Origin of the sequence: Nocardia bhagyanarayanae (genome assembly GCF_006716565.1) — a bacterium.
GTDB lineage: Bacteria > Actinomycetota > Actinomycetes > Mycobacteriales > Mycobacteriaceae > Nocardia > Nocardia bhagyanarayanae.
In genome coordinates, this window is the sequence record NZ_VFPG01000001.1 from 4,351,541 (window position 1) to 4,368,413 (window position 16,873).

13 protein-coding genes are annotated in these 16,873 nt (G+C 71.1%); 10 read left to right on the forward strand and 3 right to left on the reverse strand.

Annotation, left to right across the window (positions count from 1 at the left end; all coding sequences use genetic code 11):
- Positions 1-119: 119 nt before the first annotated feature.
- From FB390_RS18735 to FB390_RS18755, 5 genes are all read left to right on the forward strand, one after another.
- Positions 120-1,451, forward strand: a complete 1,332-nt coding sequence (locus FB390_RS18735; RefSeq protein ID WP_246124097.1) for an ABC transporter substrate-binding protein — start codon at positions 120-122, stop codon at positions 1,449-1,451.
- 4 nt (positions 1,452-1,455) lie between these two features.
- A complete protein-coding gene (locus tag FB390_RS18740; RefSeq protein ID WP_141810097.1) occupies positions 1,456-3,261 on the forward strand; it encodes an ABC transporter permease family protein in 1,806 nt (601 codons plus the stop codon).
- Positions 3,258-4,922 carry a tetratricopeptide repeat protein gene (locus FB390_RS18745; protein ID WP_141810098.1) on the forward strand — a complete coding sequence of 555 codons (1,665 nt, stop codon included), beginning with the start codon at positions 3,258-3,260 and terminating at the stop codon, positions 4,920-4,922. Before FB390_RS18740 ends, FB390_RS18745 begins: the two co-directional genes overlap by 4 nt.
- Positions 4,923-5,279: 357 nt before the next feature.
- Positions 5,280-5,573, forward strand: coding sequence for a hypothetical protein (locus tag FB390_RS18750; protein ID WP_246124098.1), 294 nt, complete (start codon positions 5,280-5,282; stop codon positions 5,571-5,573).
- A gap of 118 nt (positions 5,574-5,691) precedes the next feature.
- Positions 5,692-6,567, forward strand: coding sequence for a VOC family protein (locus FB390_RS18755; RefSeq protein ID WP_141810099.1), 876 nt, complete (start codon positions 5,692-5,694; stop codon positions 6,565-6,567).
- Here FB390_RS18755 and FB390_RS18760 read toward each other — a convergent pair.
- Positions 6,554-7,513 carry an AsnC family transcriptional regulator gene (locus tag FB390_RS18760; protein ID WP_141810100.1) on the reverse strand — a complete coding sequence of 320 codons (960 nt, stop codon included), beginning with the start codon at positions 7,511-7,513 and terminating at the stop codon, positions 6,554-6,556. The genes FB390_RS18755 and FB390_RS18760 overlap by 14 nt on opposite strands.
- Positions 7,514-7,774: 261 nt before the next feature.
- Between FB390_RS18760 and FB390_RS18765 the strand changes: the two genes are divergently transcribed.
- Both FB390_RS18765 and FB390_RS18770 read left to right on the forward strand, forming a co-directional pair.
- Entirely contained in the window at positions 7,775-8,596 is an 822-nt protein-coding gene (locus tag FB390_RS18765) for a CorA family divalent cation transporter (RefSeq protein ID WP_141810101.1), read from the forward strand.
- A 239-nt stretch (positions 8,597-8,835) separates the two neighbouring features.
- Positions 8,836-9,738 (forward strand): S1C family serine protease, encoded by a 903-nt coding sequence (locus FB390_RS18770; protein ID WP_185757258.1) that lies wholly within the window; start codon positions 8,836-8,838, stop codon positions 9,736-9,738.
- 3 nt (positions 9,739-9,741) lie between these two features.
- Here FB390_RS18770 and FB390_RS18775 read toward each other — a convergent pair whose 3' ends face one another.
- Entirely contained in the window at positions 9,742-10,434 is a 693-nt protein-coding gene (locus FB390_RS18775) for a TVP38/TMEM64 family protein (protein ID WP_185757084.1), read from the reverse strand.
- 182 nt (positions 10,435-10,616) lie between these two features.
- On the opposite strand from FB390_RS18775, the gene FB390_RS18780 reads away from it, so the two are divergent.
- Genes FB390_RS18780 through meaB form a run of 3 tightly spaced genes read left to right on the forward strand, consistent with a single transcriptional unit; the run spans position 10,617 to position 15,828 of the window.
- Positions 10,617-12,506, forward strand: a complete 1,890-nt coding sequence (locus tag FB390_RS18780; RefSeq protein ID WP_141810102.1) for a methylmalonyl-CoA mutase family protein — start codon at positions 10,617-10,619, stop codon at positions 12,504-12,506.
- Positions 12,506-14,782: a methylmalonyl-CoA mutase gene (scpA, locus tag FB390_RS18785; RefSeq protein WP_141810103.1), complete on the forward strand. Its 2,277-nt coding sequence runs from the start codon at positions 12,506-12,508 to the stop codon at positions 14,780-14,782. Before FB390_RS18780 ends, scpA begins: the two co-directional genes overlap by 1 nt.
- The gene (meaB, locus tag FB390_RS18790) at positions 14,779-15,828 is read left to right on the forward strand and encodes a methylmalonyl Co-A mutase-associated GTPase MeaB (protein WP_141810104.1); all 1,050 of its coding nucleotides are present in this window, start codon (positions 14,779-14,781) and stop codon (positions 15,826-15,828) included. The genes scpA and meaB overlap by 4 nt, the downstream gene beginning before the upstream one ends.
- A gap of 40 nt (positions 15,829-15,868) precedes the next feature.
- Here the strand turns inward: meaB and FB390_RS18795 are convergent, their stop codons facing one another.
- Positions 15,869-16,516, reverse strand: a complete 648-nt coding sequence (locus FB390_RS18795) for a hypothetical protein (protein WP_141810105.1) — start codon at positions 16,514-16,516, stop codon at positions 15,869-15,871.
- Positions 16,517-16,873 lie beyond the last annotated feature (357 nt).

The window sequence follows — 16,873 nt, forward strand, 5'->3', positions numbered from 1 at the left end:
GCCCCGTCGCTCACCTCCGAGCGGCGGGGCGGTTCGCGTGGCGGGTTGTCGCCCAAGGAATCGGGGGCAGCGCGTTTTCGGCGTCTCCAGCCGAAAACGTTCCGCGCCACGGATAATCGGTGCGTGCTCGTGTGGGGACGGACATCCGGGAGAACATGCTGACGCGGAGGGCGCTGCTGCGGGCGGCGTCGATCGCACCGCTGGCGGGCTGCGGCACGGGTGTGCTCGGCACGCCGGGCGCGGTGCGAATCGCCGTGTCCTGGAGCGGTTCCGAGCTAGCCGCGTTCCGCGCGGTGCTCGACGCGCTGGACCTGTCCGGTTCGGTCGACGTGATCCCGCTCGGCGACGAGATCGAGACGGCGTTGACCGGCGGACGGTCCGCGCCGGAACTGGTCATGCTGCCGCAGGCCGGTCGGGTGCGCGAGCTGGCCGAGGGCGGCGCGCTGCGCGACGTTCCCGAATCGCTGTGGCTCGACGAGCTGGAGAAGCCTTGCTACCCGGGTGTCTGGGCGGAACTGCTCTACCACGACGAACGCCCGTACGGTGTGCCGTTCAAGGCGGCCGACAAGTCGATGGTGTGGTTCGACCGGCAATCGGCGCTCGAGTCCGGGGTCGGGACCCCCGCGCTGTGGACGCTGGACTTCTGGCTCGACCGCATCGAGTTCCTCGCCGGAACGGACCGGCGGCTGCTGGCGCTGGCCGCGGCGGACGGGTGGGCGCTGACCGACCTGTTCGAGAATCTGCTCTACGCGCAGGACCCGGAAACCTACGCGGCGCTTGCCGCCGGCGGGGAGTCGGCGAGCTGGGAGAAGGACGCGGTGCGTGCCGCCCTGCACCTGCTCGGCTCGTGGGCGGCGAACCCCGCCGCTTTCGCCGGCGGGGTCGGCACCGCCCTGACCATGCAGTTCTCCGACGCGGTGCGGGAGGTGTTCCAGCGAAGGCGGGCGGTGATGGTGGTCGCGCCCGATTTCGCCGAGCCCATCGTGCGCAAGGCCGTCGCCGAATCGGGACGCAACCCCGCCGAGGTCGTCGGCGTGATGGACTTTCCCGGTCTCGCGCCCGCGGGCCCGCGCCCGCGCATCGTCGGCGGCGACGTCCTGGTGCTCACTCCGTCGGCGGACGACCGCGCGGAGCGGGTGCTCGCCGCGCTGGCCGCCCCCGCGGCGCCGCTGCCGTGGATCAACCGGTTCCACGGGTTCCTCGCGCCGAACGAGCAGACCGACGCCGCCTATTCGCCGTTCCTGCGTCCGTCGGCCGAACGACTGCGCGACTCAGCGGTTTTCGGTCCGCGCGACGAGGTGGTGTTCGACCTGTCGGACCAGATCGGAGCGCTCGGCGGGCGAAACGGGTTGTGGCGGATACTCACCGAGTTCCTGATCGCCGTCGACGGTGACCGGTCCGGCATCGGTCCCGCCGTGAACGACGCGGTCCTGGCCTTGGCGCGGTGGTGAGCCGATGACGACGCCACCCGGATTCCACAGCAACGGACTGTATCTCGAACTCGCCACCCGGCGGATGCGCGGCGCGTTGATCGGCGGACGCAATCCGTGGCGCGGCTGGGGCTGGGCGCGGGTCGTGCCCGCGTGGCTGCTCGCGGCGCTGTTGGTCCTGGCCTCGGGCTGGACGGTGGTGACCGAGGGAACGCGGCTCGCGGTGCCGCTGACGCTGGTCCTCGGCGGCGCGGCGGTGCTCGTGGCGGCGCTGCTGTTCACGAACGGCAAGCCGCGGCTCGTCGCGGTGGGCGTCGCCGTCGGTCTGTTGCTGGCGGGACCGCTGCTGTTCGTGGCCGACGCGAGCGCGGACACGCTGGAGGTCTACGGGCGGACGCTGCTGTTCGTGCTCGCCGGGTTCGGCCTGATGGCGGTGGCGCTGTGCACCGCGTGGTGGAGTCGCGGCGTGCGGTGGCTGTGGCTGCCGCTGGTGCTGCCGTTCGGCGTCGCGGCCTTCGTCTCGGGCCTGGCGTTCCGGGTGATGTTCGAGGCGGCGGTGCCCGAGGGCGATGTCGCGACGTTCCAGTCCGGATACCGGTGGATGCCGCTGATGGCGTTCTGGTGGACCTGGTTCGGGTTCCTCACGGGGATGTTCTCGGCGGGCCTTCGGGCGATCGAGTCCGATCCGGTCCGCTGGGGCTACCTCAACGCGCCGACCGGGCCCTTCCGGTTCGCGTTCGTGGCGTGGCGCGGGGTGCGGCTGGTGCACCCGGTGGTGCTGATCGCCGGGATCGCCGCCGTCGTCGCGGCAGCCAGGGTCTTCGACGTCATCCTCATCGGCATCCCCGCCGCCTACCAGTACGGCAGCGACAGCGCGACGGTGCGGTGGTGGCGGTTGGCCACCACCGACAGCGCCGCGGCCGAGGTCGCGATCTACTCGGTGCCGCTGGCGGTGCTGGTGGGGGCCTGCGCGTTCGCGCTGGGCAAAACCGGTGGGGCGCGGGAACTTCGGTTGCCGCTGCGCCCGCGTTCGCACGAACCGCAGGCGGTGCGCCGCGCCGGTCGGCTCGCCACCGGCTTCGCGGTGGTCATGGGCGTGGTCTCCCTCGCGCCGCTGCTGATGCTGGCGTGGGTCTCGATGCGGCGGCCGGACGGGCTGGGCTGGCCCGCGCTCGGCCGGGTCTGGGAGGCTGGCCTGCCGTCGACGCTGGGGGTGACCGCCCTGGTGGCGACCGTCGCCACCGTGCTGGCGGTCTCGGCCGCGCTGCCGGTGGCGCGGTGGCTGTCGGCGACGCCGTCGGACACGTGGTCCGTCCGGCTGGCGATGGCCGCGCTGGTGGTGCTCGCCGTGCTGCCCGCGCAGATGTATCTCGGGCCGATCGACGAGGTGAGCGAAGCGCTGGGCCTCGCGGGGACGCAGTACCCGCTGATGCTGGTCCACGGTGCGGCCGGACTTCCGGTCAGCGTGCTGATCCTGCGCGGCGCGATGCGGGCGGCCGAGGAGAACCCGAGTTCGGCCGCGCTGCACGGGCTGGCCCGGCCCGGTGCGGTGGCGCGGCGGCTGTGGGACGGCGCGGGGCGCGCCGTGATCACCGCGGCGGTGCTGGAGTTCATCCTGGTGTGGAACGACTTCTTCGTCAGCCTGATGATCAGCGGTGCGGGCGCGAGCCCGTGGTCGCTGCTGCTGTGGGGCGAGGCCCGCCAGTACGAGGAGAACCTGCCGCAGCTGGCCGCCGGTGCGCTGGTCTTCGCCATCGTCCCGGTCGTCCTGCTGCTGGCGACTTGGCGCAGATTCCTCGTGCCAGGGCTGACCGGGGGAGTGCTGCGATGAGCGGGCAGGAGGGCTCGGTCGCCCCGCCGCCGTCACCCGGAATCGCCGCGGCGCCACCGGCACTCGTGCGTTTCCGTTTCGGTGGCGGCGCGCTGGCCGCGGCAGTGCTGCTCGGGCTGGTCATCAATATCGTGTCCAGCCTCTTCCTGGAGCGCGGCGTCGGCGTGCTGCTCTCGGTGGGTCTGCTGGTGATCGCGATGTTCGCCGTGGTGGTGCTGGTCAGCCGCTGGCTGCGGGCCGAACGGCGCAGGCTGCGCGAAAGCCCGCACACGGCAAGGGAACTGGAGTTGCTCAGCGATTTCGTCGACGCCGAGACCCCGATCGGCGCCAACCCGAGCGCGGACGCGCCGCAGCTGACGAGGTCGGACGGCGCCACGCACACGGAGGCGGCGGTACTCGGTGGGCTGCCGGTGCGCGAATACAGCGCGGCCGCGCTGCTCGCCGTGCTCACGGCCATCTTGGATGCGCCCGCGCGCGACCCGTCCGACGGCGCCCCGCCGCGGACCACCGCGCCGCTGCTGCTGACCGAACTGGTGGCGGGGGGATTCGTGCGCGGCGCGGGCGTGCAGCAGTACTGGGTCGTCGCGGTGCCCGACAGACCCGCCGCGGCCGACGTGCGTGGCGGATCGCGGTGGAGCGCCGCGATCACGGCGCTCGCCCGGCATCACGCGGATCGCGCCGAACGCTGGGCGATCGGTCTCGGCACGCCGCGCTTCGCCGCGGCAGGGCGGGGCTGGTTCGAGGCCGAGGAACCGTTCCTGCGGCGGTTGGTGACCGAGTGCGCGTCCCTGCGCGCCGCGCTGCCGAGGACCGCGGTGCCCAGCCTGATCCGGATCGCCGATGCCCTCGACGTCTGGTACGCGCGCACCGGACGGCAAGACGCCGACCTCGCGGAAAAACTGTGCCGGCTGCCCGATCTGGACGCGCTCGGCGCGCACGCCGCCCAAGTCCGGCTGCGCGCGGATCCGGACGCCGGCCTGCCGCGCCGCGGCGGCGACCGTGGCCGCTACGCCGACCTGACCGCGCGCTACGAGCACGCGCAAGCGTTGAGACTGCTGGCGAATCCGTCGCAGACCGCTGCGGCGGACCTCGAGCGGGCGCGCGTCCAGCTGGAGCGGGTCTGGTGGTTGCTGCCGCGCGAGGACATCCCCGGGGAGGTCTGCGCCTTGATCAACCTCGGCGTGGTGCTGCTGCGCCAAGGTCTGCTCGACGACGCGCAGGACCGGCTGGAACTGGCCGAGGCGCTGACCAGACAGGGCCGCGACCCGGACGGTCGCGCCCACATGCACGAGATCCTCGGCCACGTCTGGTGGGCCCGCGGCGAGGGCGCCAGGGCGCTGCGCTGCTGGCGGCTTTCGCTCACCGCGTACCGCGCGCTGCGTGACGATCACGGAATCGCGCGCTGCCTCCAGCATCTCGCCGCCGCGGTGATCGCGGACCCGTGCTGCGCCGACGACGTGCTCGGCCCGGACCCGACCCGCCCACCCGACCGCGCGGTCGACCAGGCCACCGGCTGGCTGGCCGAGGCCACAGCCCTGTACCCCGCCGCGCTGACCGCGGACCACTATCGCACCGAGGCGATCACGCGGTTCGGCATCACCCCGCGCTCCGCCATCGATCGGTGGCCCCTGCCGCTCGAGGAGAACGTGCCGCGCCCATGAGGCGTCGCGTTGCCCGAGCTGGTCGCCATCGGAACAACGCGAAAGACGTGCCGGGGCAGAGTTTTCGGTGTCAGCTCCGGATGATCGCGTGCTCGCCCGGTGTCTCCTGGAAGGCGACGGCGGCGAGGATCGCGGCGTCGTCGGGCGGGGCGGCATCGTCGGCGAGGACCACGAGTTTGTCGTCGTCGTCGTGGAATCGGTGGACGATGGCGGCTGCTCATGTTTGCTGAAAAGTTGCGGCAGCGCATTCGCCCGGTTACGGTTCAGCCAGTCGTTCGCGCGATTCCATGGATAGATACGAGCTGTTACCGGGAGATCGGAATGCAGAACCGGCCTGTAGCTGAGTCATTGCCCGTAGTGTGTGCCGACGATCTCGCGACTAAGGAGTTCGACCGGGACGGCGTGCGGGTGTCGGTGGTGATCGGCCGCCCGGTGCAGTTTCCCGGCCGTGCCGGATGGCGCTGCCGCGTTCGAGTCGAGCGGGGCACGCGGCTCGAGCAGTCGCAGGTCGTCGCGCCGACCGAGCGCGAAGTCCTGCGCATGGCCATGGATCTGGTCACCGGCAGGCTGGAGCTGACCGAGGCGCAGTTCCTCGACGGTGCGGCCGTGCACACCGAGGCGCTGCGCGCTCTGCTCGATCCGGATCGGTGACCGTCGCGGGCTCCGGCCGGGTGCCGGAATCCGTCCACGTCCGCCGAATCCGCGTCGGATTCCGGCGTGCCGCCGCGGCCCACGAGCGCTCGGCGGTGCGGATCCGCACGCTGGACCCATGACCGACGACATCACCGCCATTCACCACACCGGCATCCTCACCCGCGACCTTGACGGCCTCGAACGCGTCTACCGCGCCCTGGGGTTCACCCTCAGCCCGCGATCGCGGCACCTGCTGAGCGCGCGGCCCGGTGCGACACCGCAAGCGGGATGCACCGCGAATCTGTGCGCCCTGTTCGGCGGGTCCTACATCGAATTGCTCGGCATCGTCGACGAATCCGCGCCGGATCCCTGGCACACCACGGCGATGGCGGATCAGTACGAAGGCTTCCGCATCCTGAACCTCGACACCGACGACGCGGCCGCCACGCACGCGCGGCTCGCGGCGCTGGGCATGCGGACCTCGGGCGTGCTCGACCTCGAGCGCGACGTCGACACCGTCGAGGGAGCGCGCACGGTCCGGGCTCGCGCCGTCCACCTCGACCCGCGCACCACGCCCGAGGGCTATCTCGGCCTCGCCCAACACCTCACCCGCGAGTACGTGCACCAGCCGCGATACCTGTCGCATCCGAACGGCGCCCGCGGCATCGCCGCGGTGCTGATCGTGGCCGACGGCGACGAATTCGACGGCATCGCAAGGCGATACGCCGACCTGCTCGGCGCCGGCTGGACCGACGAGCGCCCGCTCTCGGTCCTCGAGCACAAGGACGTGCGCCTGGAACTGGTGCGCGCCGCCGACGCCCCCGACGTGCTGCCCGGCGAATCCGCCCCGGCCCCTTCCTATCTGGCCGCGATGACGATCCGCGTCGACGACGTGGCCGCGGCGCGCGAGTTGGTGGAGCGCGGCGACATCCCCACCCGCACCACGGCGGGCGGGTTCTTCGTGTCCGGCCGTGACGCGTACGGAGCCGGGCTGTTCTTCACCGCGCGGTGAGCGCGGGCGCCGCGCGCTTGGCGTACCGGGTGACCGGAGCGGTGTCCAATCGTTCCACGCCGGGCAGCGCGCCCACCCGCTCGACGACGTAGTCGAACACCGCATCCGCGTCGCGGCAGATCGCCACGGCGATGATGTTGTGCGGTCCGGTGGTGGCGCCCGCGAACGCGATCTCCGGGTCCTCGGTCAGCGCCGCGCCGACCGCGGCGAGGTGCCGGGGCGTCACCGTCAGCCACAGCACACACTGGAACGCGTAGCCGAGCAGCGCGGCGTCCACCTCGACGTCGAACCGGAGCACGCGCGCCCGCCGCAATTCGTCCAGCCTGCGCCGCACCGCGGATTCCGACCAGCCGAGCGCGCCGGCCAGACCCGGATAGCTCGCCCGCCCGTCGGCGGCCAATCGGGGCAGCATGCGCCGGTCCAGGTCGGTCAGCGCGATCGGCCCGCCGGCAACCGGCAGCTCGGCGCGCAGCACGGAGACCTGATCGGCGTCCAGCGCGGACGTGCGGCCGTGCCAGCGTCTGCGCGTGAGATGGCGGACCAGCCGCTGCGCGTCGACGCCGAGGACGTCGGAATGCCTGGCCAGCGCGGGCAGCGGCGCCGGCTCGGCGGCGGCGGTGCGGAAGACGCAGACGATCTCGGCGCCGCTGGACAGCACCGTCACCCAGGCGGTGTCCGGTCGCGCGGCCAGCGCGTGCGCGAGGTCGTCGGCGCGGTGTGGCCGAATCCGCAGGCGCACCACCCATTCCGCCGTTCCGGTGCGTCCGCTGTCGGCAACGCCGGTCACCCGGACCGTCCCGGCGGCGGCCAGGCGCGCGAATCGCCGCGCGATAGTCCGATCGGAGACGGACAGGACCTCCGCGATCCTGCTGAACGGCGCCCTTCCGTCCACCTGGAGGGCGTGCAGCAGTCCGAGGTCGACCGCGTCGAGCGCCTCCGTCTTCATGGGCCAAGAATAGGGCCGCGCCGCGGATTTCCGTCGAGTGCGGGCCACGGCGACTATCTCGCAATCCGAAAATAGATGCGGCCCCGGCGAATACGCGTTCGAAGCGTGGGGAACCGCACAGTCGCCTCGATTGACGGGGCCCGAGACGCGGGTTACTAATGAACGGTGGCGCGTCTCGCGCCACACAACAGCCTGACGAGCGAAGCGGGGTGAGCGGCGGATGCCGGATGCCACTATCGGAACGCCGATCGAGAGTCCGAGATGACCAGCTCGCTCGGCACGCCCACCGACCGCTTCGACACCGAAGTGCTCGGTCTGCACTGGATTCCGCTGTCGGCGTCCGACGAGGACACCGCGGCCGTGTTGCGCGAACGCCTCGGCATCGACTTCTCCCGCAGTCACGACCGGATTTGGGAGACAGGCGATTTCGTCTACCTACCGGTCGCGGCGACCTACCTGCGCGGCGACACGGTTCGGCGCGAGACGATCGTCTTCGCGCTCGGCGGCGATTTCGTGGTCACCTCGCAATCGGCGGAACCGTTCGCGCCCTTCGACCGCGCCGTCGCCGAGATGGGCCGCAGACCCGCCCTCGCCGGTTCGCCGCACGGGGTGCTCTACGCCCTGCTCCGCTCGCTGAACGAGGCCGCCGAAGGCGTGCTCGGACGCGCACGGTCGGGGCTGGCCGCGCTCGCTCGCGAGATGGACGCCGCCGTCGACGGCGGCGACCGGATCCGCGAGGTCGCCGAACTGCGCGCCGCGGTCGCCGACCTGGACGCCGCGGAGGACGCCGTCACCATGGTCCGGGACACCCAGCGCGATCTCGCCCGCGCGACCCGCCGCCTGCTCGCCGAACACGGTGACCGCGCCGGGGAACTGAGCGGCGCGATCGGCCACCTGCTCGCCGACATCGAGGACGTGCGCCAGCGCGCGGTCGCCGAACACGACCGCGCCCGCTACCTCCAGCACTCGCTGCTCATCCGCCTCGAGTTGCAGCAAGCCCGAACCGTCAAGATCCTCGCCCTTTCCGCCGCGCTCCTGTCCATCGCCCTGCTCGCGCTCTGCTACTTCGCGACCCTCGCCTGACCGGTCCGCCGACACCCGCCGCGAAAAACCCACGCTCGCAGCCGAACGGCTGCACCCGGTTGGCGATCATGGATCTTGTCGGTGTTCTACGAACTCGATCCGGATTTCCGGGAGACCGAGCGGGTGCGCTTCGGTCGCGGCGCGCGCTCGCCACGAAGACGGTGCGCGCCGCGTCCGGCAAGGGCATCCTGGGAGGGGCTGTTGCCGACGGCGAGAAGGTGGTCGAGGTGGACGATGCGATGGACGCGTACTCGCGAACGGTGGTGTCGGTGGCCGAATCGGTCACGCCGCACGTGGCAAGCGTGCGGACGCGGCGGGGGACCGGTTCGGCGGTCGTGTTCACCGACGACGGATCTCTGCTGACCAACGCGCACGTCATCGGCGCGGCGTCGCACGGGGAGGTGGTGTTCGCCGACGGCGTGGAGTCCCGGTTCGACATGGTCGGCGTCGACCCGCTCTCCGATCTCGCGGTGCTGCGCGCCCGCGGCGGCGGCCCGGGCGCGGCGGTGCTCGGTGACGCGGACAAGCTCGTCGTCGGGCAGCTCGTGGTCGCGGTCGGTAGCCCGCTCGGTCTGGCGGGGTCGGTGACCGCGGGCGTGGTGAGCGCGCTCGGCCGCGCGGTGCCGGTCGCCTCGCGCCGCGCGGGACGGGTGATCGAGGACGTCATCCAGACCGACGCGGCGCTGAATCCCGGCAATTCCGGTGGCGCGCTGGCCGATTCGGCGGGACGGGTGGTGGGCATCAACACCGCCGTCGCGGGAATCGGTCTGGGACTTGCCATTCCGATCAACGCCACCACCCGCCGCATCATCGCAACCCTGCGCGCCGAGGGGCGCGTCCGCCGCGCCTACCTCGGGCTGGTCGGCGTCCCGGCGCCGCTGCCGTCCGACGTGGCAGAGCGGACCGGTCAGCGGGCGGGTGTGCGCATCGTGGAGGTGGTGCGCGGCGCACCCGCCGAGGCCGCCGGATTGCGCCGTGGCGATTTGGTGCTCAGCGTCGCGCGCGCCGAAGTCCGCGACGCCCAGGGCATCCAGCGTCAGTTGTTCGCAGACGCCATCGGCAGGCCAGTTCCGGTCACCGTGCTGCGCAACGGGGCGATGGTCGACGTGATCGCCCTGCCGAGCGAGCTGACCGTCGACTGACGGTCAGTCGCGCGCGACCAGGAGTTCGTCGGAACGCTCGATCTCGGCGTCCCGGGTCTCGGGCCGCCAGCGGGCGTCGACGACGAGCCCGAGCAGCCCGATGGCCAGACACACGCCCGAGACCACCAGCATCGCGGGATGGGAGCCGCCGGTCAGCGCGTCGGCGAGGACCACGGTGGCGATGGTGCCCGGCGCGGAACCGACGAAGGTGGCGGCGAGATACGGCCAGAAGCGAATAGAGGAAAGCCCGCAGCAGTAGTTGACCACCGAGAACGGCGCGAACGAGATCAGCCGCAGCGAACCGACGGCCAGCCAGCCGCGCCGCTCCAGCCGCTCGTCGATGGCGCGCACGGCGGGATGGGTGAGCCGCGACGCGACCTTGTTGCGATCCAGCGCGCGCACCAGAACGAGCGCCATCCCGGCGGCGACGACGGTGGCCGAGAGTGCGATCGCCGTGCCGAGCAATGATCCGAAAAGCACACCGCAGCTGACGGTCAGTACCGTGCGCGGCAGCGGCGCCACTGCGAGAATCGAGTAGACCCCGAAGAACAGCAGTGGGAACCACGGGCCGACCGAGTCCGCCCACTGCTGGATCTGTGTCGGACCGGGTAGCGGGACGAGCAGCGCCGCGACGAACAGCGCACCCACACCGACGAGCAGGGCGAGGATACGCGGGTTACGGAGCAGCCTGGTCACCCGCGACAGGTTACCGGTTGGTAGTGGCGGCCAGGGTCAACCGACGCTGCCGCTGCCGCTAGCATCAATGGAAACGGGACGAATACTCGTTAACCGAAGTGCTCGCTGAGCTGGGCGAATGCGACGGTTCGGGCGCACACCTCGGGTGCGCCCCGTGGTCGAGTGGAAGAGGAACAGCAGCTATGCCGATTGCTTCAGATCCGTCTCCGGGCGCCGGGCTCGCGGAGCGTCCGGAGGGCACGGATCCGGTTCCCCAGTACGGTGCGTGGCGCAAAGGCGTCGCGGGTGTGCTCGCCAAGGCGCGCAGGGTCGACATCGCCGAGTTGCCGGACGAGCCGGAGCAGCTGCTCGCGCAGACCACCTACGACGGGCTCACCGTCGCCCCGCTCTACACCCGGCGCGACGAGCGGCCGGAACTGCCGTTGCCCGGCGCCTTCCCCTTCGTGCGCGGCCGCGACGCCGCGCGCGACGTGCATCGCGGCTGGTACGTCAGCGCCTTCGTCGGTCCCGGCGACGGCGCGGCGGCCAAGCGCGAGATCCTGGCCGGACTGGAGAACGGCATCAGCGCGATCTGGCTCGGCGTCGGCGAGCGCGGCGTTCCCCTGGCCGAGCTGCCCGCGGCGCTGGACGGCCTGCTCTTCGAGCTGGCGCCGCTGACCCTCGACGCAGGCGCGCAGGTGTCCTCCGCCGCCGCAACGCTTTTCGAGGTGCTCGACTCCTATGCGGCGCCGGAGCGCGCAGATATCCAGCTCTCCCTCGGCGCGGCGCCGCTCACCAGCCGTTTCGCGGGCGTCGCCGACGCGGAGCTGTCGGAGACCGTCGCGCTGGCCGCACAGTCGATCGCCCGTGCGGAGACGGTGCGCGCGATCACCGTGGACGGCACCGTCTTCCACGACGCGGGCGCCTCGGACGCGCAGGAGCTCGGCGCCGCGGTGGCCGCGGGCCTGGAGTACCTGCGCGCGCTCACCGAGGGCCAGGACATCGCGGACGCGCTCGGCCAGCTGGAATTCCGATTCGCCGCCACCGACGACCAGTTCGCGACGATCGCGAAATTCCGTGCCGCGCGCAAGCTCTGGGCCCGCGTCGCGCACGCCTGCGGCGCCCCGGACTTCGGCGGCGCACCGCAGCACGCGGTCACGTCCGCGGCCATGATGAGCCAGCGCGACCCCTGGGTGAACATGCTGCGCACCACGCTCGCGGCCTTCGGCGCGGGCGTCGGCGGCGCGGACACCGTCACGGTGCTGCCGTTCGACTCGGCGCTGCCCGCCGGTGAGCTGGGCGTGTCCAAGTCGTTCGCGGATCGCATGGCCCGCAACACCCAACTGCTGCTGCTGGAGGAGTCGCACCTCGGTCACGTCCAGGATCCGGGCGCCGGCTCCTGGTATGTCGAGGACCTGACCGCCGAATTGGCCGCCAAGGCTTGGGCTTTCATGCAGGAGCTGGAGGCCGCGGGCGGTTACGTCGCCGCGCTGGAGTCGGGTCTGCTCGCCGAGCGCATCGCCGCCACCAAGGCCGCCCGCGATTCCGATGTCGCGCACCGCAAGACCGCCGTGACGGGTGTCAACGAATTCCCGAACCTGGCCGAGCGGCCGCTCTCCGACGCCGCCCGCACGCCGAGCCGGGTCGCCCGCTACGGCGCGGCCTTCGAAGCGCTGCGCGACCGCTCCGATGTGTATCTGGCGGCCAACGGGGCCCGGCCGAAGGCGCTGCTCGTGCCGCTCGGCACAGTGGCCGAGCACAATGTGCGGGTCACCTTCATCGCGAACCTGCTGGCCTCCGGCGGTATCGAATCGATCAACCCCGGCCCCCTGGACGTGGCCGGAATAGCTTCCGCCGCACAAGAAGCCGACGCCCGGATCGCGGTCCTCTGCGGTTCGGACGCGCGCTACGGCGCGGAGGCAGGCGCGGCGGTCGAGGCGCTGCGCGCGGCGGGTGTGGAAACGGTGCTGCTCGCGGGCGCGGCGAAGGCCGTCGCCGAGCTGAGCGGCACGCAGCGCCCGGACGGATTCCTCGCCGCGAAGATCGACGCGGTGGCGGCGCTGTCCGGCCTGCTGGAGAAGGTGGGAGCCTGATGACTACGCGTGAGATCAAGCACGTGATCGGCAATTTCGCCGAGGTGCCGCTCGACGAGCACGCGCCCGAACCTGCCGCGGTCGACGCCGCCCAGGTCGAGGCGTACGTGGCGGGCGCGGCGGCGGCCAACAACCACACGCCCGAGCAACTGGTGTGGTCGACCCCGGAGGGCATCGACGTGCCGCCGGTGTTCACCAAGGCCGATCGGGACGCCGTCGCCGCGGCGGGTTATCCGCTCGACAGCGTGCCGGGCGTCGCGCCGTTCGTGCGCGGCCCGTACCCGACCATGTACGTCAACCAGCCGTGGACCATCCGTCAGTACGCGGGCTTCTCCACCGCCGCCGACTCGAACGCCTTCTACCGCCGCAACCTGCAGGCGGGCCAGAAGGGTCTGTCGGTCGCGTTCGACCTCGCGACGCACCGCGGCTACGACTCCGATCACCCGCGCGTGCAGGGCGATGTCGGCATGGCGGGCGTCGCCATCGATTCCATCCTGGACATGCGCCAGCTCTTCGACCACATTCCCCTCGATCAGGTGAGTGTGTCGATGACGATGAACGGCGCGGTACTGCCGATCCTGGCGCTCTACGTCGTCGCGGCGGAGGAGCAGGGCGTCGCGCCCGAGCAGCTGGCCGGAACCATTCAGAACGACATTCTGAAGGAGTTCATGGTCCGCAACACCTACATCTATCCGCCCAAGCCCTCGATGCGGATCATCTCCGACATCTTCGCCTACACCAGCGCGAAGATGCCGAAGTTCAACTCGATCTCCATCTCCGGCTACCACATCCAGGAGGCCGGAGCCACGGCCGATCTGGAGCTCGCCTACACCCTCGCCGATGGCGTGGAGTACATCCGGGCGGGCATCGACGCGGGCATGGAGGTCGACAAGTTCGCGCCGCGGCTGTCGTTCTTCTGGGCCATCGGCATGAACTTCTTCATGGAGGTCGCGAAACTCCGTGCGGGTCGCCTGCTCTGGAGCGAGCTGGTCGCGAAGTTCGAGCCGAAGAGCGCGAAATCGCTGTCGCTGCGCACTCATTCGCAGACCTCGGGCTGGTCGCTGACCGCGCAGGACGCCTACAACAACGTGGCGCGCACCTGCATCGAGGCGATGGCCGCGACCCAGGGCCACACCCAGTCGCTGCACACCAACGCCCTCGACGAGGCGCTGGCGCTGCCGACGGACTTCTCCGCCCGCATCGCCCGCAACACCCAGCTGCTGATCCAGCAGGAGTCCAACACCACCCGGCCGATCGACCCGTGGGGCGGCTCGTACTACGTCGAGTGGCTGACCCACCAGCTGGCCAACCGCGCCCGCGCGCACATCGCCGAGGTGGAGACGCACGGCGGTATGGCGCAGGCGATTTCGGAGGGCATCCCGAAGCTGCGCATCGAAGAGGCAGCCGCCCGCACCCAGGCGCGCATCGACACCGGCCAGCAGCCGGTGATCGGCGTCAACAAGTACCAGGTGGAGGAGGACCACGAGGTCGAGGTCCTCAAGGTCGAGAACTCGCGGGTGCGCGCCGAGCAGATCGAGAAGCTGCGGCAGCTGCGCGCCGACCGCGACCCCGCGGCCGTCGAGCGGGCGCTGAACGAATTGACCCGTGCCGCAGCGTCTTCCGAGGGCGGCATGGAGAACAACTTGCTCGCGCTGGCCATCGACGCGGCGCGCGCCAAGGCCACCGTCGGCGAGATCTCCGACGCGCTGGAGAAGGTGTACGGCCGGCACCAGGCCGAGATCCGCACGCTCTCCGGCGTTTACCGCGACGAGGCAGGGAAGGTCACCAACATCACCACGGCTAGCGAACTCGTCGAGGAATTCGCCGAGGCCGAAGGCCGTCGGCCGCGCATCCTCGTCGCGAAGATGGGTCAGGACGGGCACGACCGAGGTCAGAAGGTGATCGCCACCGCCTTCGCCGACCTCGGTTTCGACGTCGACGTGGGCCCGCTGTTCCAGACCCCGGAAGAGGTGGCGCAGCAGGCGGCCGACAACGACGTGCACGTCGTCGGTGTGTCCTCGCTGGCGGCAGGCCACCTCACGCTGGTGCCCGCCCTGCGGCAGGCGCTGGCAGATGTCGGGCGACCCGACATCATGGTCATCGTCGGCGGTGTCATCCCGCCCGGTGACTTCGACGAGCTTTACCAGGCGGGCGCCGCCGCGATCTTCCCGCCCGGCACCGTCATCGCCGACGCGGCGATCGATCTGCTGAAGAAGCTCGCCGCCGAGCTCGGTCACGAAATCGGCACCGGCGCCGCGGAGTCCGCCGCGGAATGAACGAAGCAGGTTCGGCTTCTCCGCGTGGGGGAGCCGCGCGCCGCACCATCGATGTCGACGCACTCGCCACGGCGGTCCGCAACAACGAGCGGGCCGCCCTGGCGCGGGCCATCACCCTGGTCGAGTCGACAAGGGCCGACCACCGGGCGCTGGCTCAGCAGCTGTTGCTGAAGCTGACACCGGAGACACACGGCTCCGCGAGTGCGGTGCTGTCGAATCGAGTAGGCATCACCGGCGTTCCCGGCGTCGGCAAGTCGACGTTCATCGACGCGCTCGGCATGTACCTGATCGGCAAGGGGCATCGGGTCGCGGTGCTCGCCGTCGACCCGTCCTCGACCCGCACCGGCGGTTCCATCCTCGGCGACAAGACGCGGATGGCGCGGCTCTCGGTGGAGCGCGACGCCTATATCCGGCCCTCGCCCACGGCGGGCACACTCGGCGGCGTCGCCAAGGCGACCCGCGAGACCATCGTGCTGCTGGAAGCGGCGGGCTACGACGTGATCCTGGTGGAGACCGTCGGCGTCGGCCAGTCCGAGGTGACGGTCGCCAACATGGTCGACGTGTTCTGCTTCCTGACGCTGGCCCGCACCGGAGATCAGTTGCAGGGCATCAAGAAAGGCGTGCTCGAGCTCGCCGACCTCGTCGCGGTGAACAAGGCCGACGGCAAGCACGAGGTAGAGGCCAAGGCGGCAGCGCGCGAGCTGGCCGGGGCGCTGCGCCTCATCCACCCGCACGACGCGCTGTGGCGGCCTCCGGTGCTCACCATGAGCGGACTGGAAGGCATCGGCCTGGACAAGTTCTGGGACACCGTGCTGAAGCACCGGCGGGTGCTCACCGACGCGGGCGAGTTCGACGAGAAGCGCCGCCGCCAGCAGGTCGACTGGACCTGGACCATGGTCCACGACCAGCTGCTGCGCAGGTTGGCCGACAACCCGAACGTGAAAGCCATTCGCGCCCAAGTGGAAAAGCAGGTGCGCGAGGGAACTCTCACCGCGGCGTTGGCCGCCGAAGAGATCCTCGACGCCTTCGACACCGCGGGGGACTAGTTCTGGTCCGCTGCGGTGAGCCGTTCGGCTGCGTGGTAGTTCAGGATTGCGGCCGCAGTCGTCGACCTTCGGGGGTGAAGGAGAAGGTGGCGGGAAACGAGCCTGTGCCGCAACGGATTGCCACGAGGATTGGCTCCGGATACTTGGGCGGCCAGCGTTGCTCCGCGCCCTCGTCGACGCCGTTCCAGAGATGGAAGACCACCATCGGGTCGGCGGGGTCGGCGGTCGCGTAGGCGAGCGTCTTGCCGTACAAGCGATTCGAGCTACCGAACAGAACGCTCGGCTCACCGAAGGTGGCGCTCACCTCGCTGTAGGTGCGGTCCTGGGCGGTGAACGAAGCTACGGCTCCGCGCATCTCGACGTACTCATCGGATGTCAACGTCCGATCCAAACGAAGCCACCCTCTGTTCCGTGCGGCCTCCGCGTACATCGATGCCAGCGCGTCCGCGAGGTCGTCGCCTGGAAGGTGGCGTTGCAGAGCGCCTTTCGCGCCCGTGGGTGTGAAGGCGTTGCGCTCGCGCCAGGACTGCCACAGGTCCGCCTGTCCGCGATCCTCGTCCTCGAGGAAGAACAGGTGATCGAAGGTCGTCCAGAGCGCGGGCTCACCGCCGTACATCTGGACCCGCCGCAGCATCATGTTGACCTGGTCGATGAGATAGGCGTGCATCCGATCGCCCGAGCGAACCATCGATCCTGTACTCCTCATCCGCGCCATACGGCGAACGCCTGCGAAATCGCAGACGTGTAACCGAAGCATGCGCGGGATGCCGGCAACAAGTCCGGGTTTCGGCGGCGTCCAGCGGGGCCGACCACGGCACCGACGACGCGGCGGGTATCGCCGCGCGCCGGGCCGCACTCGAGCTGTCGGGGGCTCCTCGCCGCCGCCGAGGCTGCCCCGTGCCCGCGATGGATCTCGCGTTCGGCGCGGTTGTCGCCCGGCTGGGAAGGGCGCGGACGCGCTGAGGCGAAATCCGTTGGCGTCAGGCGTACCTCCGCCTTTCGCTCCGGCCATGCGCGGGCTGACGACGGGTTTCGTCTGACTGCG